17 protein-coding genes and 1 pseudogene are annotated in these 24,614 nt (G+C 65.2%); 8 read left to right on the top strand and 10 right to left on the bottom strand.

All coding sequences use genetic code 11. The annotated features are described in order from the left end of the window. Positions 1-207: 207 nt before the first annotated feature. The 4 genes from H6718_01970 to H6718_01985 all read left to right on the top strand — a co-directional run bounded on the left by H6718_01970 (position 208) and on the right by H6718_01985 (position 6,239). Positions 208-1,752 carry a circularly permuted type 2 ATP-grasp protein gene (locus H6718_01970; protein MCB9584130.1) on the top strand — a complete coding sequence of 515 codons (1,545 nt, stop codon included), beginning with the start codon at positions 208-210 and terminating at the stop codon, positions 1,750-1,752. After that, positions 1,749-2,723 carry an alpha-E domain-containing protein gene (locus tag H6718_01975; GenBank protein ID MCB9584131.1) on the top strand — a complete coding sequence of 325 codons (975 nt, stop codon included), beginning with the start codon at positions 1,749-1,751 and terminating at the stop codon, positions 2,721-2,723. The genes H6718_01970 and H6718_01975 overlap by 4 nt, the downstream gene beginning before the upstream one ends. Positions 2,724-2,967: 244 nt before the next feature. Continuing rightward, on the top strand, positions 2,968-4,911 hold the full coding sequence (locus H6718_01980; protein MCB9584132.1) for a class II glutamine amidotransferase: 1,944 nt from the start codon (positions 2,968-2,970) through the stop codon (positions 4,909-4,911). 281 nt (positions 4,912-5,192) lie between these two features. Beyond that, positions 5,193-6,239: a LysR family transcriptional regulator gene (locus H6718_01985; GenBank protein MCB9584133.1), complete on the top strand. Its 1,047-nt coding sequence runs from the start codon at positions 5,193-5,195 to the stop codon at positions 6,237-6,239. A 757-nt stretch (positions 6,240-6,996) separates the two neighbouring features. Here the strand turns inward: H6718_01985 and H6718_01990 are convergent. The 6 genes and pseudogenes from H6718_01990 to H6718_02015 all read right to left on the bottom strand — a co-directional run bounded on the left by H6718_01990 (position 6,997) and on the right by H6718_02015 (position 13,782). Beyond that, a pseudogene (locus H6718_01990) lies at positions 6,997-7,773 on the bottom strand (matrixin family metalloprotease). A 641-nt stretch (positions 7,774-8,414) separates the two neighbouring features. Further along, positions 8,415-9,878, bottom strand: a complete 1,464-nt coding sequence (locus tag H6718_01995; protein MCB9584134.1) for a cobyric acid synthase — start codon at positions 9,876-9,878, stop codon at positions 8,415-8,417. A 19-nt stretch (positions 9,879-9,897) separates the two neighbouring features. Further along, complete coding sequence (gene trmFO / locus H6718_02000) at positions 9,898-11,280, bottom strand: methylenetetrahydrofolate--tRNA-(uracil(54)-C(5))-methyltransferase (FADH(2)-oxidizing) TrmFO (protein ID MCB9584135.1); 1,383 nt, start codon at positions 11,278-11,280, stop codon at positions 9,898-9,900. Positions 11,281-11,340: 60 nt separating this feature from the next. Beyond that, entirely contained in the window at positions 11,341-12,378 is a 1,038-nt protein-coding gene (locus H6718_02005) for a DNA-processing protein DprA (GenBank protein ID MCB9584136.1), read from the bottom strand. Positions 12,379-12,442: 64 nt separating this feature from the next. Beyond that, positions 12,443-13,105, bottom strand: a complete 663-nt coding sequence (locus tag H6718_02010) for a hypothetical protein (protein MCB9584137.1) — start codon at positions 13,103-13,105, stop codon at positions 12,443-12,445. An 8-nt stretch (positions 13,106-13,113) separates the two neighbouring features. Then, on the bottom strand, positions 13,114-13,782 hold the full coding sequence (locus H6718_02015) for a hypothetical protein (GenBank protein MCB9584138.1): 669 nt from the start codon (positions 13,780-13,782) through the stop codon (positions 13,114-13,116). Positions 13,783-14,003: 221 nt separating this feature from the next. On the opposite strand from H6718_02015, the gene H6718_02020 reads away from it, so the two are divergent. Continuing rightward, positions 14,004-14,981 (top strand): hypothetical protein, encoded by a 978-nt coding sequence (locus tag H6718_02020; protein MCB9584139.1) that lies wholly within the window; start codon positions 14,004-14,006, stop codon positions 14,979-14,981. After that, entirely contained in the window at positions 14,978-15,778 is an 801-nt protein-coding gene (locus H6718_02025; protein MCB9584140.1) for a glycerophosphodiester phosphodiesterase, read from the top strand. The genes H6718_02020 and H6718_02025 overlap by 4 nt, the downstream gene beginning before the upstream one ends. 59 nt (positions 15,779-15,837) lie before the next feature. Here the strand turns inward: H6718_02025 and H6718_02030 are convergent, their stop codons facing one another. Then, positions 15,838-16,758 (bottom strand): hypothetical protein, encoded by a 921-nt coding sequence (locus tag H6718_02030; GenBank protein ID MCB9584141.1) that lies wholly within the window; start codon positions 16,756-16,758, stop codon positions 15,838-15,840. Positions 16,759-16,770: 12 nt separating this feature from the next. Further along, entirely contained in the window at positions 16,771-18,474 is a 1,704-nt protein-coding gene (locus H6718_02035) for a restriction endonuclease (GenBank protein ID MCB9584142.1), read from the bottom strand. Positions 18,475-19,276: 802 nt separating this feature from the next. Between H6718_02035 and H6718_02040 the strand changes: the two genes are divergently transcribed. Together H6718_02040 and H6718_02045 are read left to right on the top strand one after the other, a co-directional pair. Next, entirely contained in the window at positions 19,277-19,708 is a 432-nt protein-coding gene (locus tag H6718_02040; GenBank protein ID MCB9584143.1) for a hypothetical protein, read from the top strand. Beyond that, on the top strand, positions 19,650-20,810 hold the full coding sequence (locus H6718_02045; GenBank protein ID MCB9584144.1) for a UDP-N-acetylmuramate dehydrogenase: 1,161 nt from the start codon (positions 19,650-19,652) through the stop codon (positions 20,808-20,810). Before H6718_02040 ends, H6718_02045 begins: the two co-directional genes overlap by 59 nt. Positions 20,811-20,825: 15 nt before the next feature. Here H6718_02045 and alaS read toward each other — a convergent pair whose 3' ends face one another. Together alaS and H6718_02055 are read right to left on the bottom strand one after the other, a co-directional pair. Then, positions 20,826-23,519: an alanine--tRNA ligase gene (gene alaS / locus H6718_02050; GenBank protein MCB9584145.1), complete on the bottom strand. Its 2,694-nt coding sequence runs from the start codon at positions 23,517-23,519 to the stop codon at positions 20,826-20,828. A gap of 257 nt (positions 23,520-23,776) precedes the next feature. Beyond that, positions 23,777-24,550, bottom strand: coding sequence for a hypothetical protein (locus H6718_02055; protein ID MCB9584146.1), 774 nt, complete (start codon positions 24,548-24,550; stop codon positions 23,777-23,779). Positions 24,551-24,614: the final 64 nt, after the last annotated feature.

Genomic DNA, 24,614 nt, shown 5'->3' on the forward strand with positions numbered 1-24,614 from the left:
TCAGTCCGTGTGTTTCCGTGTGGTTTGTTCTCTCCCCCAAAAACCCGCTCGGAGGGCTGGGGCGTGGCAAAGTCGCTGCCAACGCCCCGTGTCAAAGAGCGCCGGGTTGTCACGATCGCCGCCCTTCAAACTCGCAAGGGTTCCCTGTAGTCTGAAACCAGGAGGCGGAGCCGGAACGCGGCGGAAACTCGGATGAAACGTGAGTCGATGGCACAAGCAGAGGAGGTGAAGGTCCCCATCTTCTCAAACTACGAACCCCTCCCCGGCGCTCACGACGAGCTGTTCGAAGCCCGAGGCGAACCCTGGCCGAGCATCGCGCCCATCATCGGCGGGCTCGAGAGCCTGGGCGCCGCGCGCATGGAGCGTCGCCAGCGACTGGCTGACAACACCTTCCTCAAGGGCGGCGTGACCTTCTCGGTCTACTCCGACAATCGAGGGGGTGAGCGCATCTTCCCCTTCGACTTGGTCCCCCGGGTGGTCACCGCAGACGACTGGGAGCTGGTCGAGCGCGGGCTCCTGCAACGCGTGACGGCCCTGAATCATTTCCTCGGGGATGTCTACGGCGAGGGGCGCATTCTCAAAGAGAAGGTCGTCCCCGCGGAGCTCGTCCACGGAGGCACTGGATACCTGAAGCAGGTCCACGGCATTCGCCCTCGCGACGGCGTGTACGTGCAGATCGCCGGTATCGACCTGGTGCGCGACGGGAAGGGGCGCTTCCTGGTGCTGGAAGACAACCTGCGCTGCCCTTCTGGGGTGTCGTATGTGCTGTCGAACCGCAACGTCCTCAAGAAGGTGCTACCGAAGATGTTCCGCACGGCGACCGTGCGGAGCGTCGACGAGTACCCGACACGCCTGCGGGAGCGCTTGAGTGAGCTGGCGCCGCCGCGCGGTGACTCGCCCCGCGTCGTGGTGCTGACCCCTGGGGCCTTCAACTCCGCCTACTTCGAGCACGGCTTCCTGGCGCGACGCATGGGCGTCGACTTGGTGCAGGCGAGCGACCTCTTCGTGCACGACGATCGCGTCTACGTGAAGACCACCCGGGGCCCAGAGCCCGTCGACGTGATCTACCGGCGCATCGACGATGAGTTCATCGACCCCGAAGTGTTCCGCCCGGATAGCCTCCTCGGCGTGCCCGGCCTGGTACGCGCCTACGCCAAGGGCAACGTCACCCTGGCTAACGCGATCGGAAACGGCGTCGCTGACGACAAAGCGGTCTACCCCTACGTCCCCGACATGATCCGCTTCTACCTCAGCGAAGAGCCGATCCTCGGTCAGGTGGAGACGTTCTTCTGTGGCGAGGCGAGCCATCGTAGCCACGTGTTGGAGAACCTGAGCAAGATGGTGGTCAAGGCGGTGGACGCCTCCGGCGGCTACGGCATGCTGATCGGCCCCCGCTCCACGGCTGAACAGATCAGCGAGTTCCGCGAGCGCATCACGAACAAACCTCGCGGATACATCGCCCAGCCGGTGGTGGAGCTCTCCACTTGCCCGACCTGGCTCGACGGCAAAGCTCGACCGCGCCGCGTCGACCTGCGGCCCTTCATCTTGACCGGCAAGAGCAGCTGGGTGCTCCCCGGCGGCTTGACCCGCGTGGCGCTGGTGGAAGGCAGCTACGTAGTCAACAGCAGCCAAGGTGGCGGCTCGAAGGACACCTGGGTGCTCGGCCACCACGCGGACGACGCCAGCAGCAAGCACCGCATCGAGAGCGCACCCCTCGCCTCTCGCCCCAGCCCCCCGGAGGGTGACCAATGATTTCCCGCGTCGCGGAGACTTGTTTCTGGCTCGGTCGCCAAGTGGAGCGGTCCGAAAACCTGGCTCGGCTGTTGTCCGTCAATCAGTCCTTCGTGCTCGACGTCGAGCTCGATCCCCCGCAGCGTTGGCAGCCGGTCATGGTGGTGAGCGGCGAGCTACCGCGCTTCAAGGAGCGCTTCCCCGAGGAAGCAATCTTGGATGGTGAGGTGGTCCAGCGCTACTTGACCTGGGATCAGGACAACCCCGTGAGCCTGGTTAGCGCCGCGTACTGGGCGCGGGAGAACGCGCGCACCATCCGCGAAGTAATTAGCCTCGAGCTCTGGGAGGCTCTGAACGAGTTCTGGCGCTGGCTGATGGATGGCCCGGGCAAGCGCCTGTATCGCTCGGATCGCGAGGCGTTCTACAGCCGCTTCAAGGAGATGGCCGCGCTGACCCACGGCGTAGCCAGCGCGACGATGCTGCACGAGGAGCCCCTCACCTTCATGCAGCTCGGCTGGCACCTGGAGCGCGCACAGCAGACAGCACGCATCGTCGACATCAAGTACCACACGCTTGGGCCGACTAGCTCCCGGGAGACACCTCTGGAAGCCGCTCAGTGGCTCGCGCTGTTGCGCTCCTGTTCGGCCACGGAGCCTTACTACAAGTGTCACAAGAACCCGCCCAACGGCCTCGCCATCGTCGACTTCCTGTTGCGCTACCCCACTTTCCCGCGCTCCATCCTCTACTCACTCAAAGCGTCGCAGGTCGATCTGCAACGCATCCGTGCGGCAACTACCGAGCGTGGCGAGGAGTGTGAGGTGCGCGTGCAGAGACTGCTCGACTACCTCGAAGCAGGCAAGAGCGCCGACCTCAGTGGCGGCGGTGTCCACGCCGCGCTGACGCGCGTAGTCGACGAAACGTCGGAAATCTGCAACCTCCTGCACTCGATCTACTTCGATCCGAGCATGCCTGAAGCGCCGGCCGCTGAATGACGCGGCCTACGCCCACCTACACCTTCAACGCACGGCGTCAGCTGTAGATCAGCCGGATCTGGCTCAAGGGTTGGGGGTGAGGAGCGCCGATCGGGCGCCACAGGCGCCAAAAGCGCGCCGTTGAAACCTGTCTGTCGTTGGCTTGTGTCGTCAACGCAAGCTAAACGTGTCGCTTGGGTTAGCCGTGGAACATCCACGTCAACCTCCCCCCCAAACTCGCGACAGCTCCCAGCGCCGGCACGACATGGACGACTCGCCCCACTCGACACACCTACTCGGCTTGTCCTTCGACAGTCCGGCGTCTCCAGGGCTCCAGCTGCATCGTCCCAAAGAAGAGACCGAAGCGCTGCAAGTCCCAGGCTGGGGGATCGGCTGGTACCCGCCGGACGAAGTGGCGAGCGTGGTGGTGAAGGAGCCTGAGCCACGTGACGAGGAGTCGTTCCGCTCACTCGTTGACAGTTGGCAGCGCTTCCGCTCGGCGACCTTCGTCTGCCATCTGCGCGGAACCACGAAGCGCGTGAACCAGGCGGACGCGCAACCGTTCTCGCGGACTTACGCCGGCCGCGATTGGTTGTTCGCGCACCAGGGCACGCTGAACCAGGGTGAGCTGCGCGCGCTGTCACTGGGTTTCCGCCCGGTATTCGAGCCGGTTGGCTTGAGCGACTCGGAGCGGGCGTTTTGCTGGTTGCTCACACAGATCCGCGCTCAAGGTTGTCGCACCATCGGTGACCTCGACTTGCTCGAGGTGCGGCGCTGGCTGCGCGACTTGAACGAGCTAGGCAGCGCGAACTTCCTGCTTTCCGACGGCATGGACCTCCTGGCCTACGCCGACGTGAAAGGCTTCAAGAACCCGCACTACGCGCGCATCGTCCCGCCCCACGAGGACATCGAGCTATCGAACCACGTGCTCGACCTCGACATCGACAACCCCCTCGACTCTTCTCGCACGTTGACCGTCGTCGCGACGCGGCCGCTGTCGAACAGTGGCTGGAAGCAGGTACCGAAGGGCGAGCTGATCGTCGTGCGGCGCGGCGTGGTGCTGTTCGAGAGTTCCCAGTTCCCCGAGGAACAGGACACAGCGCACCACATCGGTCCGAGCCGCGGCTTTGGTCCCATGCAGCAGCCTCCACCGGGGCCACGTGGCGCCGCGGGTGGGGCGCCCCAGCTGGCCCAGACGCGGCTGGCTGAGAGCGACGGCGCCGAGCCCACGAGCGATCGCGACGCGAGCGGCCTCCATCGCGTGAGCAGCAACGAGGAGCCGACAGACGTCGCGCCCCGCAACGCGCCGGCTTCGGTGCCCGCACCGCGCCCCGAGTGGGTCACGATGCGCGTGCGCCACCTCACGGCCTACAGCTACGAGGAGCCAGTCGAGCTGAGCTCTCACGTGTTGCGTCTGAGCCCTGTGCAAGACGCCGAGCAGCGACTGATCGAGCACCGGCTGGTGGTGGAGCCGACCACCCCCGGCAGCGACTTCGAGGACGTGTTTGGCAACCGCTCGCGACGCATGCGCCTCGAGAAGCCGTACACCAAGCTCAGCGTGCTGAGCGAGTCCATCATCCAGGTCAAGCAGCCGCCCGTGCTGCACTCCCCCCAGCGCCGGATGACCATCCCGCTGGTGTGGATGCCCTGGCAGCGCCAGATGATGCTGCCCTACTTGCTCCCCATGGAGCTGCCGGAGACGCAGCTCAGAGAGCTGTCCGAGTTCGCGATGAGCTTTGCCGAGCGTCAGGACTTCGACCTGGTCGAGACGCTCGTCGACATGAATCAGACCATCTACCGCGACTTCGCCTACGTCCCCGGCTCGACCAATATCGAGACAACGCCGTTCGACGTCTACACAAAGCGGCGCGGCGTGTGTCAGGACTTCGCGAACTTGTTCATCTGCCTCGCGCGGCTCTTGAACATTGCCGCGCGGTACCGCGTTGGGTACATCTACACTGGCGCCGACTACGCCAACCAGGTGCAGTCTGAAGCGTCCCACGCCTGGGTGGAGCTCTACCTACCGTGGACGGGCTGGCGCGGCTTCGACCCCACGAACGGCATCCTCGCCGGCACGGACCACATCCGCGTCGCTTGTGGCCGCAACTACCGCGACGCGACGCCAACCTCCGGGACGCTCTACAAGGGCGGCGGCGGGGAGCGCCTCAAGGTGTCCGTGCGCGTTGAGCCCATCGACCTCCCCGAGTGACATCGGGCGACAGGGCGGCAAGCAACTCAGCGCGTTGACAGTTGCTTGTTTGGTAACGAACAGCAAACAATCGGTTTCACGGGGAAACGCTCTAGAACCCTGGATGACACGGCGTGTCGGACGGTTCGACCTGTGGCGAAACAGGTTGAGACAACCTTCCCGTGCGGATCCGAGGTGAGTTTTCCAGCGCCTGTGCCACGCTTCCGCTAGCAGCGTTTTCGCGGGCAAAACGCCGGCCGCTTTGCTTGTGCAGTGACAACGCTGCTCGTCATAGTGGCCGAATGCAGCGTCCTCCCCGAGTCACGCAGCTCTGGAACTGGCTCCCCGCGTTTCGCGCCGTAGCTGAAACGCAGCACCTTCCGAGCGCGAGCAGCGCGGCGCATTTGAGCCCCTCCGCGCTCTCTCGCTCGGTAAAACAGCTGGAAGACGAGCTCGGGGTGGAGCTCTTCAAGCGCGTGGGTCGCACCCTGGTGCTCAGCCCCGCGGGAGAGGATTTGCTCCGCGCGGTGCGTGAGGCGATGCAGCGGGTCGAGGAAGGCGTTCGACTGGCGACCGACGACTGCTTCTCCGGCACCCTGAAGCTCTCCGCGCCGAGTCCCCTGATGGCGACGTTCGTGCTGCCAGCCCTCGCGAAGGTGCGGGAACAGCACCCGCGCCTCGTGCCCGATCTGATCGAGCTGAGCAACGAAGCAACGCGAGATGCACTACTGAACGGCGGCTTGGATCTGGCGATCGTCGACGCAACGGAGCAAGAGCCTGGCCTCCACGTCACTTGCCTGGGCGTGATCACGCGTGGCGTGTACTGCGGCGAGGGGCATCCGCTGTACAGCGACCCGGAGCCCACTCTCGACAAGCTCTTGGCACACCGCTTCGTGGCGCCCAGCAACCCTCGAGAAGAACACTGGCCCCAGCAGTACAAACGCCAAATCGCCATGCGCACTCAACGCGTGGACCTCGCGCTGCGGATCTGCGCCGACGGCGAGCTGCTCAGCTTGCTGCCCGATTTGGTGGCGCAGGTCTACTCAGGCCCGGGCAGCCTGCACCGCATTCCTCTCGAACTCTGCGAGCCGACCGCGCTGTACGCGGTTCAGCGAGCGTCAGCGAGCGACCTGGCTCGCCAGCGGGTGCGCAGCGAGCCTCCGGCGAGCAGCAGTCGCCCCAGCGTCCCTCGCCCCACCCCGCGGAAACACGACTCAGAGCCTGAGATCGGCGCCGTGAGCGTGGTGCTCGCCGCAATCCGTCAGGAGTTCGCTCGAGCGGCCCGACGCTCGAACCCCTACATCAACTTGGCGAGTCATCCGCAGGGGTTCGAGGCTTTGGGCAACTGACCCTGAATCAGGGTTCGTAGTACGTGACCTTCAGGTCGTAGCTCGAAGCCGCGTAGCCATACACCAGGATCCCGGCTTGGCTCACCCCAGCCGGCACCGTCAAGTCACACACCTCGGCCGAGCCGTCGAGGTAAGGCCGGCACACGTACTGCGTGAGCGTTGGCGAAGCGTCCCAGCGCACGTATAGATCCGCGTCCCCGCTGCCCGAAAGCTCGACCTGGAGGCGCGTGCCCGACGCCACGGGCAAGAGCTGGTAGCTCTGGGACTGTCCTTGCCCCACGGAACCAGACGCCTGACCGACGCTGGGTGACGACGTGCCGCCGCCCGAGCCACCACTGCCGCCCGAGCCACCACTGCCGCCCGAGCCACCACTGCCGCCCGAGCCACCACTGCCGCCCGAGCCACCACTGCCGCCGGCTCCAGCCGTCCACGCGACGCTCAGGTCGTAACTCGCAGCCTGATAGCCGCGCACCATGACGTACGCCTGGCTAGCACCGCCCGGCACGTCCAAGGAGCAGGTCTCGTTGGATCCATTGAGGTACGGTCGGCAGTCGTAGGCCGTCGTGGTGGGCTGGCCCCCAAAGCGCACGTACAGATCCGCATCGCCCGTCCCAGTGATGCTCGCGTCAAAGCGCGTCCCCGGTGCCACCGAGTAGGGCCCATACACGTCGCTGGCGTTCTGAGCGACGCTGCCGCTCTGGGAGTCGGACTGGTTGCTGCCCCCGCTCGGCGGTGGTGTCGAGCCGCCCGGGGCGCCGTACAGCGCCGCAGCACCTTGAGCGTCGTAGTTCGTGATCGCGAAGCCGGTGTTCACGCCGTTGCACTGTGGGTAGTGCATCACGCTCTGACGATCGTAAGGCGTCAGCTCGCGCCAGTTGTTGTCTTCGAAGCAGGCTCCGGACTCGGGGCGTGTGTGTTCGTGGCGAAAACCCAAGGTGTGCCCCAGCTCGTGACGCAACACCCCGGCGGCGCTCACGCCGGAGCTCCAAGTGCTGCTGTCGATCAGCACGTTCCGCGAGGATCGGCTCTGCCCCGGGAAGAAAGCGCGTGCAAGGTAGCCCTGTCCGCTGACCGGGCTCACGTCGAACACCACGTTCCCGTTGCTGCCATTGCAGCTGGCGTCCTGGGCGGAGACGTAGATGAAGTCGACGTCGGCGACCGCTTCCCACGCCCCCGTCGCCTGCTCCATCGCACTCACCACTTGGCTCTTGCGGGAGCCAAAGTTGTTGCTGACGCAGTAGGTGATGTTCTTCTTCTGGGTGGAGTTCCACTTGGCGTCGGTCGAACCATTGCGCTGAACGATCAGGCGCTCCCCTGAGGCGACGTAGTCCCGCCAGAACTCGTAGAGCTGCTTCTCGTTCTCGATCGGCGTGTCGCCGTTCACGATGAAGACGCCGCCCTCGAAGTCCTCGTGGTAGGTGCCAGCGAGGAACTCCTCAAAGCTCACGCCCGCGTTGGTGTCGCTCAGTGGCTCGGGCTGTTCGGAGTCTGGGTGTGCCGAGCAAGCGGCGAGCAACAAGCAGGCAGTGAACATTCCACGGCGCGGCGTGAGCCAGTGGACCAGGTTGGGGTTACGAAACCTCACGGCGAGATACCTTTCTCTACGAGCGATGCTCGTGGCGCGGGGACGCGCCTGGTTGGTCGACCGCACTCGAGCGCGATCAGGGGACGAACGAACCAGCGCACAGCGATGTGCGCACGCAAACCTCCCAGCCGCGTCCGCCTGTGACGCGCTGCCCCATCATCCTTGCTGTTGTTCCGCGCGAAAACGTTCGTTTGGTGAGCCGTGCGGCTCCTACTGCGGGCTCGTTGGGGCGTCGGAGCGGCTTTGGGCAAAGCAGCGCCTCAGCCCCGGGTGTTCTGGGCTTGTTATCGTCTGCGCGGAAAGTTCTTCGCGTCTGGGATCGCGAACGAACAGCCAGTGGGCTGAGCCGCGCGTGAGCCGCGCGGCTACTCGATGCGGCCTCGGTCGGGGGACGAACGCGGCCGGAAGTTTCGCGTAGTGGATAGCTACCGAGGACGGCGTTCTAGGTCCATCGCGAAAAGCGCAACGTCGCGTGAGCACACGCGCAACGAACGGCCTTTGTGCGGCGTTTTACGCCTTTTTCTTTGGGGGAGAGGGACACCCACATCCTCCCACAAAGAATCCGTACGGCAATATTCGCAACCCAAACGTCAGCGCATCTGGGCGGCGCTAGCGAGCAAACCATCCACATCGAGGTAGCGCTCGAGGTCTTGCGCAATCGCGTCCAACGCCTGCTCCACCTGAACGTCATACGCGAAGCCAGCACCCGCCACACCCAGTTCCTCGAGGAACCGACCTCTGAACGCATCACTCGCGAACAGGCCGTGCAGGTAGCACCCGCTCACTTGGCCGTCGCGGGAGCGGGCTCCGTCCAGGTGCAAGTCATCGCCTGCCTCGCTGCGTAGCTCGAGGAGTGGCGCGTCCGTCGCTGGGCCGCTGGTGCGCCCGACATGCATCTCGTAACCCGTTACGGCTGCGCCCGTTGGCAAATGGCTGCCGCCAGCCGCGCGCAGCGTCTTGTCCGGTAGCAGCTCCGTCGAGACGTCGAGCCACCCCAAGCCACTGGCGCTGCGCGGAGCGCCCTCAATCCCCAGCGGGTCGGCGATGTGGCGACCGAGCAGCTGATAGCCCCCACAGATCCCGAGCACTTGGCCTCCACGGCGCAAATGCGCTTCCAGATCGACGTCCCAACCCTGGGCTCTCAGGAAGTCGAGATCCCCAAGCGTCGCCTTGGTTCCAGGCAAGATCACGAGTCGCGCGTCGCCGGGCAGCGCCTGGCCCGGCGGCACCATCACCAAATCCACGTCTGGCTCCTGGGCCAGCGGATCGAAGTCATCGAAGTTCGAGATCCGGCTCAGCATCGGTACCGCGATCTTCACGCCCGCACCGCGGCTCCGTGTGCGCTCGAGCGCCACGGCGTCCTCTGCGGGCAAGCGCGCCGCCAGCGGCAGCCAGGGCACCACGCCGAAGCTCGGCCAGCCGCTGCGAGCTTCGATCGCCCGCAGCCCGCCGTCGAAGAGGCGAATATCCCCGCGGAACTTGTTGATGATGAAGCCCACCACCAAGTCTCGCTCTTCGGCAGGCAAGAGCTGCTGGGTACCGACCAGCGCCGCGATCACGCCACCGCGATCGATGTCGCCGATCAGCGCTACCGGCACCCTTCGCGGCAGTGCGAAGCCCATGTTCGCGATGTCCCCCGCTCGCAGGTTGATCTCCGCCGGCGAGCCCGCACCTTCAACCAACACCAGGTCATGCTCCGCGCACAATCGCTCGAAGGACTCCAGCACGGCGCCCAGTAGCTGCGACTTCATGCCCTGGTAGCCCGCGGCGGCAGCGTTTCCGATCACCTTCCCCTGCACCACGACCTGGGCGCCGACATCCGACTGGGGCTTTAGCAGGACCGGGTTCATGTCGACGTGAGGCTCGACCCGCGCGGCACGCGCCTGTAATGCCTGAGCGCGACCGATCTCACCGCCGCTCGGGCAAACCGCCGCGTTGTTCGACATATTCTGCGGCTTGAACGGCGCCACCCTGAGGCCCCGATTACTTGCCACACGGCAAAGACCGGCGACGAGCAGGGACTTGCCCACATCGGAGCCTGTCCCCTGGAACATCAGCGCGCGAGCCACTAGCTCACTCGGCGCTGGTCGAGCCCGATGCCGAAGCGGAGTCCGCGTAAGGCGTCGCGTGGGCCTTCACGAAAGCTTGCAAGTCGTCGAGGGCTCGATCGGCCATGGCTTGGTAGCGGTCGCGCTTCTTCAAGCGCTTGCCCTTGGCGTCTCGCCCCTCGAACGCAGCGAAGTGGCTGAAGGTGATGTTCGACGGCTGATAGTCTTCAGGATTACGACTGAGCTGCGTCAACAGCCCGGCGTGGGCTGTGGTCTCCGGAGGTAGCGTCGGCTCACGTCCTTGCAGGCGCTCAGCGATGAAGTGTGCTGCGAGCCAGCCGCCCGCGGCACTCTCCACATAGCCCTCGGTGCCGCTGATTTGACCGGCGAAGTAGATCCCGGGGTGACCGTTCAGTTGCATCGTTTCATCGAGGAAACGCGGCGCGCAGATGAAGGTATTGCGATGCACCGCGCCGAAGCGCTGAAACTCAGCTTGCTCGAGTCCGGGGATCATGCGAAACACGCGCTGTTGCTCAGGCCACGCCATGCGCGACTGAAAGCCGACCAGGTTGTAGGCGGAGCCCGCTTCGTCTTCTTTACGTAGCTGCACCACGGCATAGGGCCAGCGCCCAGTCCGCGGATCCGTGAGGCCAGCGGGCTTCATTGGACCAAACGCCAGCGTCTTGATGCCGCGCTCCGCCATCACCTCGATGGGCAGGCAGCCCTCGAAGTAGCGCACCTTCTCGAATTGCTTCGGCTCAACTTTCCGCGCGGCAACAATCTCAGCCACGAAGCTCTCGTACTGTTCCTTGTTGAAGGGGCAGTTGACGTACGCCTTCTGGTCAGCCTCCGTATCGCCCTTGTCCCAGCGCGACGCGATGAATACCTTATCCCAGTCGATGGTGTCAGCGCTGATGATCGGGGCGATGGCGTCGTAGTAGGCCAGGCTCCCTTCGCCGAGCAGCGCCTCGAGCGAGCCCGCCAGGGCATCGCTCGTCAGCGGCCCTGTGGCGATGATCAGCGGCCGCTCTTCCGGCAGCCCTCCGACCTCGCCGTGCACGATCTCGATCTTGGGCTCTGCCTGCAGACGCCTGGTCATTTCTGCAGAGAATTTTTCCCGATCGACGGCTAGCGCGCCGCCAGCTGGCACCTTCGAGAGCTCGGCGGCTTGCATCACCTCGGAGCCGAGGCGGCGCATCTCCTCCTTGAGCAGCCCGACGGCGTTCGTCAGGTGCGCGCCGCGAAACGAGTTCGAGCACACCAGCTCGCAAAGTGAGTCGCTGCTCTGCGCCGGAGTGCGCTTCTCCGGCTTTTGCTCGAGCAAGCGCACCCCAAAGCCGCGCCGGGCGAGCTGCAGTGCGGCCTCAGAACCAGCCAATCCAGCGCCGATGATCGTGACGTCTGACATGTTTCCGGCTGGCTATCGCACCCGGAGCGAGGCGTCGCAAGTCGCTGCGCTCGATCACCATCAAGCCAGCCGAAAGCGACCCCGGCGGTCACGCTCGATGCGCCCTTCCAGCATGAGTTGCACCAACGCGCGCTCGACGACGCTCCGTGACCATTCCAGCGCCTCCGCCAGCTCGCTGCCGCTCCGGGGCCCCCCTTCCAAGGCCCCGAGTAGCTGCGACGGGTTTTGCCGAGAGACGTCCCGAGTGAGCGGCCGCACGCTGGACTCGAAGGGCGCCTCCCCCCCAAACCAACCGGCAGACTCAAACGCCTTGGACGAGTCCTCAGCAGGCTCCCCAATTTTCGGGGGTGAGGGTGCGGCGTCGGCCACTTCGAACTCCCAAAGACTCTCGAAGTCGAGCTGCGCAGCGGCGGCGCCGGGCAAGCCGTAGAGCCGCTGCGCCGCCAAGCACCCCAGCACATCCCGCGCATCGAACAGCGGCGTGACCCCACCCAAGCGATACTCTGCCGCGAAGCCACTGCGCTTCTTGTCCCAAGGCGACGCGGGAGGCCAAAACACCGGGCGCCCCAGCTTGCGGGCACGAGACGTGGTGTTGCGCGTGCCGCTGCGCACCGTCGACTCGATGGCCACGACGACATGCGCGAGCGCCGCCATCACCGAATTGCGCCGAAAGAAGCCCCACGGCTCAGCAACATTGCCGTCCGGAACCACGCTCAGGTACCCACCGCCATGACCCAGCACCCGCTTGAACAGCGCTGCGTGCTCGTCAGGGTACGGGCGCTCGAAGCTACCAGGCGCGACCACCAGCGTCTGTCCAGATGCCTCCAGAGTCGCCTCGTGCGCCGTTTGATCGATGCCGACGGCGCCACCACTCAAGATGGTCACTCCACGCCGCGCTAGATCACGCACCAAGCGTTCTGCGAACTCCCTACCCTGCGCCGTTGGCTTTCGGGTACCGACGACAGCAACCATGGGACCACTCGGCAATTCGCCGCGCAGCCAGAGGCGCTCAGGCGGATCCTCGAGGTCGCGCAGGCGGGGAGGCAGGGAGGCGCCCTCGAGGATGCGAGAAGGCGATGCAGGCAGGCGACGCGTCACCGCCCGCTGTCGGTGAGAGCAGCGGGCGGTTGCTTGTTTTGTGCGCGCCGTAAGGGGGCAGCGCCTACTTCATGAACACTTGGGCCGCGACGGGGCCCGCGCCCCGCGTTGCCTTGAGGATCACCTTGCCGGGGATCCCGCTTGGCAGCACGTTCTTCACGCAGGGGGTGATGGCGGCTTCTGGACCGCCGGTGCTGTCCACCGCGAAGGTGGGATTGATGGGCAGCGGGAGATTCGGGATCGGCTCGAGCTTGATCTCGATGTCGAGCTCGGTGATGCCCGGCCCGCCTTGGGCGATCACCGAGTAGCACTTGCCCCCCGCGACCATCAGCGGAACCTCATAGGTTTGCCCCTCAGCCAGCACGGCGCCAAACGGCTGATCCACCGCCTTCATCGGGTAAGGCGCCTGCTTGGTCACACGCTTCTTGATCGCCTTGCCGAGGTCCTCGAGGGTCAACGGATCGAGCGCCACCGGCTGCGGAGGCGCGGTTGGAGCGGCGCTCGGAGTCGCGCTGGCGGTGGGCACGGTGTTGGTAGGCGGCGCGGTCGCCGTCTGCGTCGCCGTGGCGCTCGCGCTGGGATTCGGCGGTGGATACTCCACCTCCTCCTTCTTGCGACAGCCCACGACGACCAACGCGCCGATGCCTAGCCAAGCGCCGACGCTCAGCAGCTGCTTTGCCCCACGGAACCGACTGTTCGGAGACGGAGACTTTGAGTGCTCGTGCATGTATTCGCTCACTTGGAGTAGGCCTGCGCGCCCACCATGCCCTGGCCCTTCACCACGTGCATATCGACAGTGACCGGCATCGCGATTGGGCTCGGGCTACGCAGACACTGCTCGTTGGGGCCGACGACGGGCTGGTTGCCAGCGCCAGGTGCGCTCTGAGCCAGCACCTGTGGAGGCAAGGGTGGCGCGGTTGTGATGTTGATCTGGAACTCGAAGACACCGAGGCCACCAAAGCCGATGAAGGTGTAGCACTTGCCTGGCATCAGCGTGAATGTCGCCTGGGCGTGTCCATCTTGCTGGAGCTTGGCGCTCATCAGCTCTCCGTCGGCGCGCGCGCCCTTCGCGGAGGTGCCGGCGTTCATCTGAATGCCACTCTGCACTGGGCCGAGCTCACCACCGGTGACAGCGCCGAGCGTGGCCTGACCACCGGCGAGAGCGCCCGACAAGATCCCTTGCAGCGCGTTCGGATCACTGAAGATGGCGCCGAGCGGGTTGGCTGGCGGCGCCGCGGTCGCGCTTGGTTGCGCAGTGGGCTGCTGACCGTACGGCTGCTGCCCGTAAGGCTGCTGCTGCTGGTAGGCCGACTGAGGCTCCTGTTCCTCTTCCTTCTTGCGACATCCAACCTGAATCAGAGAAACCGCAACCGCTGCCACCAAGAATTTCGTTGTCCGACGCATGGTCCATTGCCTCCCCCCGAAGCGTGGACGCGGCGCTGTCGACGCAACCGAATCCACATGGGGCTTTAGAAACCGAGAACGTACGCGAGCTTACAAGAGCAAAAGGGGATTGTGTCCCCTGTTCAGACGAGACCTGGAGTGTTTTGAGTCAGCGGACGGAGCCTGCGGATGCGAGTCTAGGTCGGGTGCCCCAATGTGGGACATCGTGCTACAGGGGCCGAGTGGTTGCCCCCTCCCCCAAGGTCCTCGTCGCGACCCATGGCCACTGCTTCGACGGCTTGGCGAGCGCGGCGCTCTTCACCCACTTGCTGAGCTCCATCGAGGGTGGGGCGCTGCGCTTCAACTACCTGGCGTGCGGCTATGGCCATGGTCAGCGGCGGCCCGACTCGGCCCTCGGTGGGGCCGATATCAGCGCGATCCTCGACTACCGCTACAGCGCGTCCTCGCACCTGACCTGGTTCTTTGACCACCACCCCACCGCCTTCGAGTCTGCTGCCGCACGGCAAGACTACGAGCGTCGGGCCGTGGACGAGGCGGAGCGGATGTTCTACGACCCCGGAGCTGGTTCGTGTTCGCGCTTGATCGCGGACACAGCGAGCGATCGCTTCGGTCTCGATCTGACTCACCTGCGGCCGCTCATCGATTGGGCGGATCGCGTGGATACGGCGAGCTTCGAGTCCGCAGAGCAGGCGGTCGACCGGGGCAGCCCGGTGATGCAGCTGGTGAGCGTGGTGGAGCACTACGGTGACGACCGCATGCTGAAGCGCTTGGTCCCGAGGCTGCTCAACGAAGAGCTGGTCGACGTCGCCAAGAGCGCAGACATCCAACGTCTGCACGCTCCTATTGCCTCACGGCAACAAGATTTTCAAGCGCGGGTGAAGCACCGCGCAGAGCGGCGGGGGCGCGTGGTCCTGGTGGACTTGACCGACAAGCCCCTCGAGGTGATCGGCAAGTTCGTGACCTACGCGCTGTATCCGGACTCGACGTACTCAGTGGTCGTGGGCCTGCTGAAGACGGGCGTGAAGATCTCCGTCGGCTACAACCCCTGGTCCGGACGTAGCCTCGACACGGACATCTCCAAGATCTGCGCGAGGTTCGGGGGGGGAGGACATCCCGTCGTCGGCGGGATCGCGTTTGCGTCGAACGAGCTAGAAAGGGCGCGTGAAGTCGCTCGCGAGATCGCGGAGGAGCTTCAGTGAGTCCGGCAGACGTCTATGCGAGCTGGCGCCGCACCATCGGTTGCCCGCCGTTCATCTTGGGGCACCGCGGTGCCCGGCATGCCGCGCCGGAGAACACCCTCGCGGCGTTCGAGCTCGCGCGGGACGAAGGCGCAGACGGCATCGAGCTCGACGTGCGGCTCAGCGGCGACGGCAACGTGGTGGTCGTCCACGACGCCACCCTCGAGCGAGTGTCCCAAGGTCGTGACGTGCGACGCGTGGATCAGCTGACTCGGGCTGAGCTCGATGCGATTGACGTCGGAGACGGTGAGCGAGTCCCCAATCTGCGACGGGTGTTGAGCTTCTGCCAGGAGCACTCGCTGCGGGTGAACGTTGAGCTGAAGAGCGATCTGAGTCCGGACCTCCGCGCCCAGGCCATCCAGCACCTACGCCTGGTGCAGGGCTGTGCCGCGCTGGTGAAGGATCTGCAGTCGCCAGGCGAGTTCGTGCTGTTCTCGAGCTTCAACCCGCTGCTGGTTGCGATGCTTCGGCGCCTGGTCCCCGACGTCCCGGGTGCGTGGCTCGTCCACCAGGGGCAGGCACGCATGCTGCGGGCGGTCAAGCAACGCGCCGCTCGATCCGCGCTCAAGCTGAACGCCGTGCATCCCCAGGGAAAAGTCACAGATGCCGAACTCGTGAGCGCGTTGCACGCCCAGGGTAGCTTGGTCAACGTGTGGACCGTGAATGACAGCGAAGACGCGCGACGCCTCGATGCCTTGGGAGTCGACGCGCTAATCAGCGATTGTCCCGGTCAGCTCCGTCAGAGCTTGAACGGCTGACGGCCCCGGGCGCGGCGCCAAGCGGTGCGCTCTCCCCCGAAAAAAACACAGAAGGAGCTTCACTTGTCTTCGCAGTAAGACTGCTGGACTTTCATGCCGCCTGAGGGCGCCTGGATGAAGGTGCCAGCGATCAGTGGCGGATTGTGCTCGATCGACTTGATGCGCATCGTCAGGTCCTTGTCCTGCTCGGGGACTTCGATGCGTACGCTCCGCGGAAGCTCCGCGTCGCACTTGGGACCACTCGGAGGGATGTCGGCGCTAAGCCCGTCCGGATCAACGAATGGCTTCGCGGTGTGAGCGGGCTCGTAGTCTTTGAGGATGGCTTCGTAGAGCACGTAGTCGCGCTGCTGGACCTTCACCTCCACGACCCGCAAACGCTGCTCCTTCCACGGCTTCTCCCAGTCCGCTTCGTAGGGCTCGAGGCGGATGATCTGCGTCGCCTCGTGCTTCGAGCGAATGCTGATCTCGTAGGCGCCGCCACCCAGGAAGGCGCCGTCCCACTCGATGCTCGCCTGAGCAGGCTCATGAACCAACACGGGAGCTTCGCCCCCCATCATGGTCACGAGCGCGTGAGGTGGCACCGGCACCTGGGTGAAGCGCTCGACGTTGCACGTCCGCGCCGGACCATTGAGGAAGATGCCGTTCAGCTTGTCGGCGAGCGCGAAGCGCTCACCGTCTGACGTGAGAATCAGCGCCATCCCGAGGTTGCTTGGAGCCAGCACGTCGAAGCGCAGGCTCTCTGGGCGTACAGCGAAGAACAGCGCGCTCGTGCGCACTCGACCTTCGTCGCCAAAGTAGTCGATCTTCGCGTCGGCGCGCACCCCGAGGCTGCAGCTCTGGGTCGCGCGCATGCGCTCGAGCGCGGCGTCCGCCGTGGGGAACTGGGAGGGCGGTGGGCCACCGCAAGCAACCGCGAGCATCGACGCACAGATCCCAATCCAGGATCCGCGCGGCAAGACGTGCGTTGACAGTCGCTTCACCGCCCTCACCTCTCAGTTGCCCTTCAAGGCGTCAAAGAGCTCAAGGTCCACGACAGGCAACGTGATGCGGGTGTGTTGCACGCCGATCCCGTGCTGCTCGCACAGCGCTGCGAGGCCAAAGCCATCGAGCAGCATCACCGGCGCTGCCCCGCTAACCTGTGCCTCTTCGCGCGCGCCGCTCAGCACCTGCCCAGTGGTAAGCATGAAGCCTGCATGGGCGGGGCCGTAGTGGTGCAGCGAACCGCGCAACTCGGTGACGCGCTCGCGGCCGACTTCCTTGCCGTCCTTGCGCACGACGATTGCCGTTTGCACCCCGCCAGCGAAGTCAGGCGCCTTCGCCGAGAGGTGAATTTCGTTTCCGCCAGGACGCCGCACGTGGCTGATATTGGTGTAGCCAAGGCGCTCGAACAGCAGGGCGATGAGATCGCCCAGCGCACGCTGCGGGAGGTCCTGGAAGCGGCGCAGCAGCTGACGGCGGACCTGCTCCTGGTAGCGCAAGACCTTGCCCTGGATCTCCTCTTCCAGGCGCCGCAGGTCACCGTCCAGGCTCCCGTCCGTGCACGCTACGCGCCCTGAAGAGAAGCGGAAACGCTGACGCTCGCCGCGGGCGGCGCGCTTGAGGTTGTCAGCGCGCAACATCGCGTTGACCAGGCCCATGGCCTGGCCGACGTCCTGAGCTAGATTGTGCTTCCGCGAGGCAGTGTCCGCGATCTGCTTGATCGCGACGAAGCCGCCTCGGCGATCGATGTTGGTGATGATCGAGGCGAGCACCTCGATCACGTCGCCTTCGTCGTCACTGCGACGCTTGTCTCTGCCGCGGTCTCCGCGGTCCCGATCCCGATCTCGGTCGCGATCCCCGCGATCCCGGTCACGCTCACTGCGGTCGCGGTCGCGGTCACCGCGATCCCGATCGCGATCGCCGCGATCGCGGTCATTGCGATCCCGATCACCGCGGTCGCGGTCATTGCGATCCCGGTCACTGCGATCCCGGTCACTGCGATCCCGGTCACCGCGATCCCGGTCACCGCGTTCACGATCCCGGTCACCGCGCTCGCGTGAGCGTGGCTCCCGAGGCTCTTCCTCGTCCTCGATGCCGAGATCGAGATCCAGCGGCGCGTCCGAAACGGTGTAGCTCGGGAGATCGTCCCCGCCACTGGACTCGTTCCCCTTGCCGTTGCGGCGGCGGCGCCGGCGGCGCCCGCGGCCTCCGCGCGGATCTTCGTCGGACTCGGGTGCCTCTTCTGCCTCCTCCTCGGAGCCAAGAATCGGTTCGTCATCGTCCTCTTCGACGTCGAAGAACTCTCGTGCGTGGGCTGCCATCTCGGCGCGCTGCAACTCCGCAGCGTCCCTCGGCGCGTCCTCATCGGACACCGCCACCGGGCTCGACGCGAGGACGGTCTCAGAGTCGTCCGCTTCGCCGTTCGTCTCGCGCTTGGAGAGGTACTCGAGGGCCGGCGTGCGATCCGCCAGGCCACGATCGATGGTGGCTTGATCCCAATCGCGCAGGGCGAACACGCCAGGCTTCACGCGCACGAGCGGGGTGGTCTCGTCTTCTTTTTTGACGACGGCAGCGAGCCGCGCCCCCATCGTCACCTCGGGGCTCTTGCCCACGTGGCTCAACAGGTTCTTCTCGATCGCGACGTCCGTGATCTCTTTGTAGTGGAGCGGCTTACCAACTAGGCGCAGCACTTGGGCCGCGGCTTCTGTGAAAGTCATCGGATGCATTCCTCCGCCGCGCCGTTCCAGCGCAGCCGAATCGAGACTCATGGGTCTCCGTGTGGATCCGGGACTTCTCACCTATTGCGAACATCAACTGCGTGGCCTGAAGTCGCCAACCCAGGCCTTCGCCCGCATAGTCTTCGGGGGCTCCGAATGCTGACACCGGGACTCCTGGAGGAGACCACAGCGGCTCAGAGCCCGGACGAAGCCGGGGAGAGGGTGACTGACTGGCGACTGTTGAGCGTGAGTCCGAGCGCGGCGCATGTGACGCTCGCGACTCGGGACTTCCAATCCAGGCTAACGCTGAATTGATGAGTTCGACGACTGCTTGCTCTGCCCCTCCGTCATCGGCCGCCGCCTGCCACGCCACGAGTCGCGCGGGCTGAACGCCGCGGGACGTTTCCGTAGGGTTCGCCGTGAGCGGGCGAAGCCAGACGGGTGGCAGTGACTCAAGCATGGGAGCGAGGACGCGAGAGCGCAGAAGCAGAGGTGTGAAAATTCCCGTAGAGGGCCTTGTCGGGAGCGATTTGTTTCATGCTCCGAGTCGTGGCGGCGCAGCGTAGGAGGCGCGGGAGGCGCTCCCTCGAGTTGCAGCCCGAGTGGACGACAGAGTCCTTCTGTGGAGCGAGCTAGCACAGCCACCCGCCCGCTGCGCTCACAAAGCGTGCCCATCGCGCTCCAAAAACGACCCGGAGTGCAATGGGTTCAATGTTTTTAGATACTTAGCGGCGAGGCGTTGGGATGCGTTGGCGCCTCGAGGAACGACCCGGAGTGTTCGGGTCGATGCTAAACTCGAGGCGTGAGCGCTGCGTCGACGCCTGAACCTGACGAGCACGAAGTGCTCTTTCAGGAGCTGGTGGGCGTCGCCCGGTCTCTCGGCCTGGAGGTTCGCAGCGAGCGGTTCCAGAACAGCGGGCCGGTCTCCGGTGCGCTCTGCCGGCTCCGCGGGAAGCAGATCATCCTGCTCGACCAGAGCGCCCCGAGCTACGAGCGAGCCCACACGGTCGCGGCAGTGTTGAGTCGCTACGCCGACGCGCCGCTCGCACTCGGCAGTGCCGCCTGGCGCCTGGTTCGCAAGGCTGGCCGTGAGCGGAAAGCCGGCGAGGTTCGCGTCCCAGTGATCGAGTTCATGCAGCCCCCGATCCCGCGCAAGCGCGGCAAGCCGGGCATCCGTGCCTGCTCGTCAGGCATCGAACCACCGAAGTCGCGGAAGACGCGGCCCCGACGCTGACACCTCATGTTACGAGCGGCAGGTGACTGAAACCCTTGCACGCAGCACCACGCTCGGCGTCGGCGGCCGGCCACTGCGCTCGGTCCGCGTGTCCAGCGATCACGAGCTCGAGCTAGCGGTGGCGGAAGCACAGCGCGCAGGTCTTCCGGTGTTGGTGCTCGGCGGAGGCAGCAACTTGGTCGTCGCAGACGACCAGATCAACGGCTGCGTGGTCGAGATGCGGATCCAAGGTTTGACCTTTGGCTCCTCCCCCCCAAACCTCCAGTCCCCTACGGAAACAGTCATCGTGGGAGCAGGCGAAGTTTGGGATGACTTTGTGGCGGCGGCCTGCGCGCGAGATCTATCGGGAGTGGAGTGTTTGAGCGGCATCCCGGGCTCCGTGGGAGCCACTCCGATCCAGAACGTCGGCGCGTATGGTCAGGAGGTGGCGGACACCATCAAGTGGGTTGAGGCGTTCGATTTGCAAAGCAGCCGCTTCGAGCAGATCCCGGCAAGCGCGTGCGAGTTTGCCTACAGATCCAGTCGCTTCAAGCACCGCGAGGCGGGGCGTTGGGTCGTCACCCGTGTCGCTTTCGAGCTGGTGCGCGGCGGAGCCCCCAAGCTGAGCTATGGCGAGCTCCAGCGCGCTGCGGACAAGCTGCCTGAGCTCACCCTTGCTTCCGTGCGACAACTGGTGATCGAGCTGCGCCGCGGAAAGAGCATGGTGCTCGACACGAAAGACCCCAACGGGCGGAGCTGCGGCTCGTTCTTCACGAACCCCATCGTTGCTGACGAGCTCGCACTCAGCATAGCAGACAGGGCCGCAACACTCGGATACGGGAAGCCGCCATCGTTTCCTCAGGGGAATGGCATGAGCAAGCTCTCCGCCGGATGGTTGATCGAACGCGCAGGGCTCGCAAAAGGTACGCGCGAGGGCAACGTGGGTCTCTCCACCAAGCATACGCTGGCCATCGTCGCGCATGCTGACGCGAGCGCCGCCGAAGTCGTGCGGTTTGCCTGGCGAGTACGCGAGACGGTCGAAGCCTTCTGGGGCGTGCGTCTCGTCCCAGAGCCCGTCTTTTGGGGGTTTGGCACGCTGGAAGACGGTCTCCCCCAGCGCTAGGTCAGCCGCCGACGGTCAGGGCGCGGTGGTTTGCTCGACCACGCTGTAGAGGCTCTCGATCGCGGCGCCGAGCTGGGTGACGTCGGTTCCCCCAGCCTGAGCCATATCGGGACGTCCGCCTCCAGAACCACCGACCTTCTCGGCGACGCTCTTGATCAGATTTCCCGCCTGGAAACGTGATGTGAGGCTCTTGGACACGGTGAGCACGAGCTGCGCCTTGCCTTCAGCCGCGCTGCCCACGAGCACCACGCTGTCGCCCAAGCGGTCACGCAGCTTCTCTGCGAGCTCGCGGAGCGCACCGCGATCGGTGATCTCCGTCTGAACGCTGAGCACCTTGGCGCCCCCGACGTCGCGCGCGCTGGCCAACAGGGCATCCATCCCGCCCGAGCCGCCGCCCTCCATCAGCTTGCGTTGCAGCTCCTCGATCTTCTTCTCGAGCTGCTTGTCGTGAGCCAAGATGCGCTCGATCTTCTCAGCGAGATCGCCGCCACCGCTCTTCGCGACCTTCGCCGCACGGCTGAGCTGATCCTCTAGGGCACGCACGTGAGCGACCGCGTTCATGCCGGTCGCGGCTTCGATACGTCGAACGCCCGCGGCGACACCCGACTCGCTGAGGATCTTGAAGAGCCCGATGTCGCCGGTGTTCTTCGCGTGAGTGCCGCCACAGAGTTCGAGGCTGTCAGCAATGCTGAGCAAGCGCACGGTGTCCCCGTACTTCTCCTCGAAGATCATCATGGCGCCGCGCTCCTTCGCCTGCTCCATGCTGAGCACTTCGGTCTGAATCGGGGCGCTCCACTGTACGCGCTCGTTCACGATGTCTTCGATCTCGCGGATCTGTTCCAGCGTGAGGGGTTCGCCGTGAGTGAAATCGAAGCGCAGTCGATCCGGGCCAACTAGTGAACCCTTCTGCTGCGCATGCTCCCCGAGCACCCGGCGCAGAGCGAGATGCAAGAGGTGGGTCGCGGAGTGATTTTTCCGCGTGGCATCTCGCTTGGCGCTATCAACCTTCAGCTCGAACTCTGAGCCGACCGCAAGCGCACCCTGCTCGAGGGTACCCTTGTGAACAACCAGGCCGGTCATCGGACGCTGTGTGTCGTGAACCTCGAAACGCATGCCGTCGGCGACGATGACTCCGCTGTCTCCCGCCTGACCGCCGCTCTCCGCATAGAAGGGTGTGCTTGCGAAGACGAGCTCCACACCCTCGAGCGCGCTGCCGTCCAGCTGATCGAACAGCGCGCCATCCTTGAGGATCGCCAGCAGCTTGGAGCGCTCTTCGCTGCGCTCGTAGCCGATGAAGCGCACGCCGCCTTCAGGCAACTTGGCGGTCGCGTCTCGGTAGACGTCGGTGATGGCCTTTTCTTGGCCGGCCCACTGGCTCTGCTCTTTGGCTTTCTGCAGGGCCGTCTCATAGCCGTCCTTGTCGACCTCGTAGCCGCGCTCTGCGCAGATCACCTCGGTCAAATCCAGAGGGAAACCGAAGGTGTCGTAGAGCTTGAAGGCATCGTCTCCAGCGAGTGTCTTCTGCTGGGCGTCATCCATCGCGGAGAAGCGTTCGTCCAAGAGACCCAAGCCACGCTGAATGGTGCGACGGAAGCGCACCTCTTCTTGCTCGGCAACGCTCGCGATCAAGTCACGCCGTTCGTTGAGTTGCGGGTACTGCTCCCCCATCAGTTCGGCGACTTTGAGGGCTACCTTGTGCAGGAACGGCTGCTCGATCCCGAGACGATGACCGTGACGAATCGCGCGCCGCATCACGCGTCGCAACACGTATGGGCGCCCGTCACGATCAGGAAGGATCCCTTCGGAAATGAGGAACGCCGTCAAGCGGGAATGATCCGCGATGACCCGCATGCTGACGTCATCCGGCGCCATGGTGTGGCCGTAGGGCTTGCTAGAGATCTCCGCTGCGCACTCCACCAGCTCACGCAGCAGATCGATGTCGTAGTTGTTCGTCTTGCCCTGGATCACGCAGGCGAGACGCTCGAGACCCGCACCAGTGTCGATGCTTGGCTTCGGAAGAGGCTGCAAATCAGCGTCTTTGGAGGTGCGATCGTACTGCATGAACACGAGGTTCCACAGCTCCATCCAGCCGACGCCTTCGGGAGTTTGCTCGTCGCCGAAGCTGCCGAAGTCGATGTCTCCGCTGCCACCTTGGTAGATGTGAATCTCGCTCGACGGACCGCAGGGCCCGGTGTCTCCCGCCTGCCAGAAGTTGTCTGCTTTACCCAGTCCGATGATGCGGTCGTCACCGAAGCCGGTGAGTTTCTTCCAAAGGTCGCGCGCTTCCGTATCCGCAGGGATCCCGTCTTCACCACCAAAGTAGGTGCAGACGAGGCGATCCTTCGGCAGCCCGAGAGTCCCCGTGAGGAAGTCCCAGGCGTACACGATGGCTTCTTCCTTGAAGTAGTCGCCAAAGCTGAAGTTCCCGAGCATCTCGAAGAACGTGTGGTGCCGCGGCGATGGGCCCACAGCCTCCAGGTCGTTGTGCTTGCCGCTGATGCGGATGCACTTCTGCGCGGTCGTAGCGCGGGCGTAGTCGCGCGTCTCTTTGCCAGTGAAGAGGTCCTTGAACTGCACCATGCCCGCGTTGGCGAACATCAAGGACGGGTCGTTCGGCGGCACGAGAGGGCCGCTCTCGACCACGCGATGCTCCCGTGCGGCGAAGAAGTCCAAAAACGCGCTTCGGATGTCGCTGGCTGTCTGAGACATGGGCCGGCTTCTCTAGCACGCCGCGCCGCCCCCAAGCACTACACTCCGGGTCCATTCGCAGCGGGCGATCTATGCGGAGATTTGGCGCTCGATCCACCGGGCCCGAGTACCGACCGCACACTCCGGGTGGTTTTTCGGTTGGCACACGCCGCCGGCCGCCGCCCACAGCCACACCGCGGCGCACACTCCGGGTCGTTCCCAATGCACTCCGGGTCGTTCCTCGCGCGTCGTTGATCGCGAGGGAGTGGGGATGCGCGCTAGAGAGCCCAGTCCTCGATGCAGTGTCCGCCGGTACAAGTCGTGTTGGCCGGACAATCACTCTGCATGGTGCAGTCCTGGCGCGCGCAACGGTTGGTGGCACCACAGGTGAACATCGGGAGGGGGCACATGCCACCAGAACAGGCCATGATCAGGCAGCGACCGGTGCCGGTCGCGCACTCCATCCCCCACGGACAATCGTCCGTGGTTGAACACTCGATGATGCAACCGATGCCTGGCTCGTTCACCGAACCGGGTGGACAGCCACCGCCCTGACACTGCCCGCCGGGCACCGTGTGGCTGCAAATGTTGCCGGGACAGTCCGCGTCGTTCGTGCACTGGCCCTTCGGCCGCGTCCCAGGATCGAAGCCACCCGTTCCTCCGGCGGACGTTCCGCCAGCTCCGCCAGTAGTGGCGCCCGAGGTTCCACCCGTAGCCGCACCGGAGCTTCCGCCGGAAGCCGCGCCAGAGGTTCCACCCGCGGCCGCACCAGAAGTCCCTCCCGCGGCTGCGCCTGCCATTCCGCCCGTGGACGCGCCAGCGCTTCCACCGGTAGTTGAGCCGGAACTTCCGCCTACACCAGCAGCGCCGGTCCCGCCGCTTCCGGCGGCCGACCCTCCGCTTCCACCGGCTCCAGCACCACCGCTCCCTGCGCTTCCCCCGCTCGCGCCGACGCCTCCGGTTGCTCCAGAACCACCGCCAGGCGAGTCGCTCTCTGAGCACCCAACGGAGAGCAACAACAACGGGATCATCCAGGTCAGCGCACGGGTCATAGGAGTCTCTCTTCTTGGTAGGACCGCCGGGGCGGAGGGCGGCTCCTACCCGCTCCTACATCGT

The organism is Polyangiaceae bacterium (assembly GCA_020633205.1).
GTDB lineage: Bacteria > Myxococcota_A > Polyangia > Polyangiales > Polyangiaceae > JAHBVY01.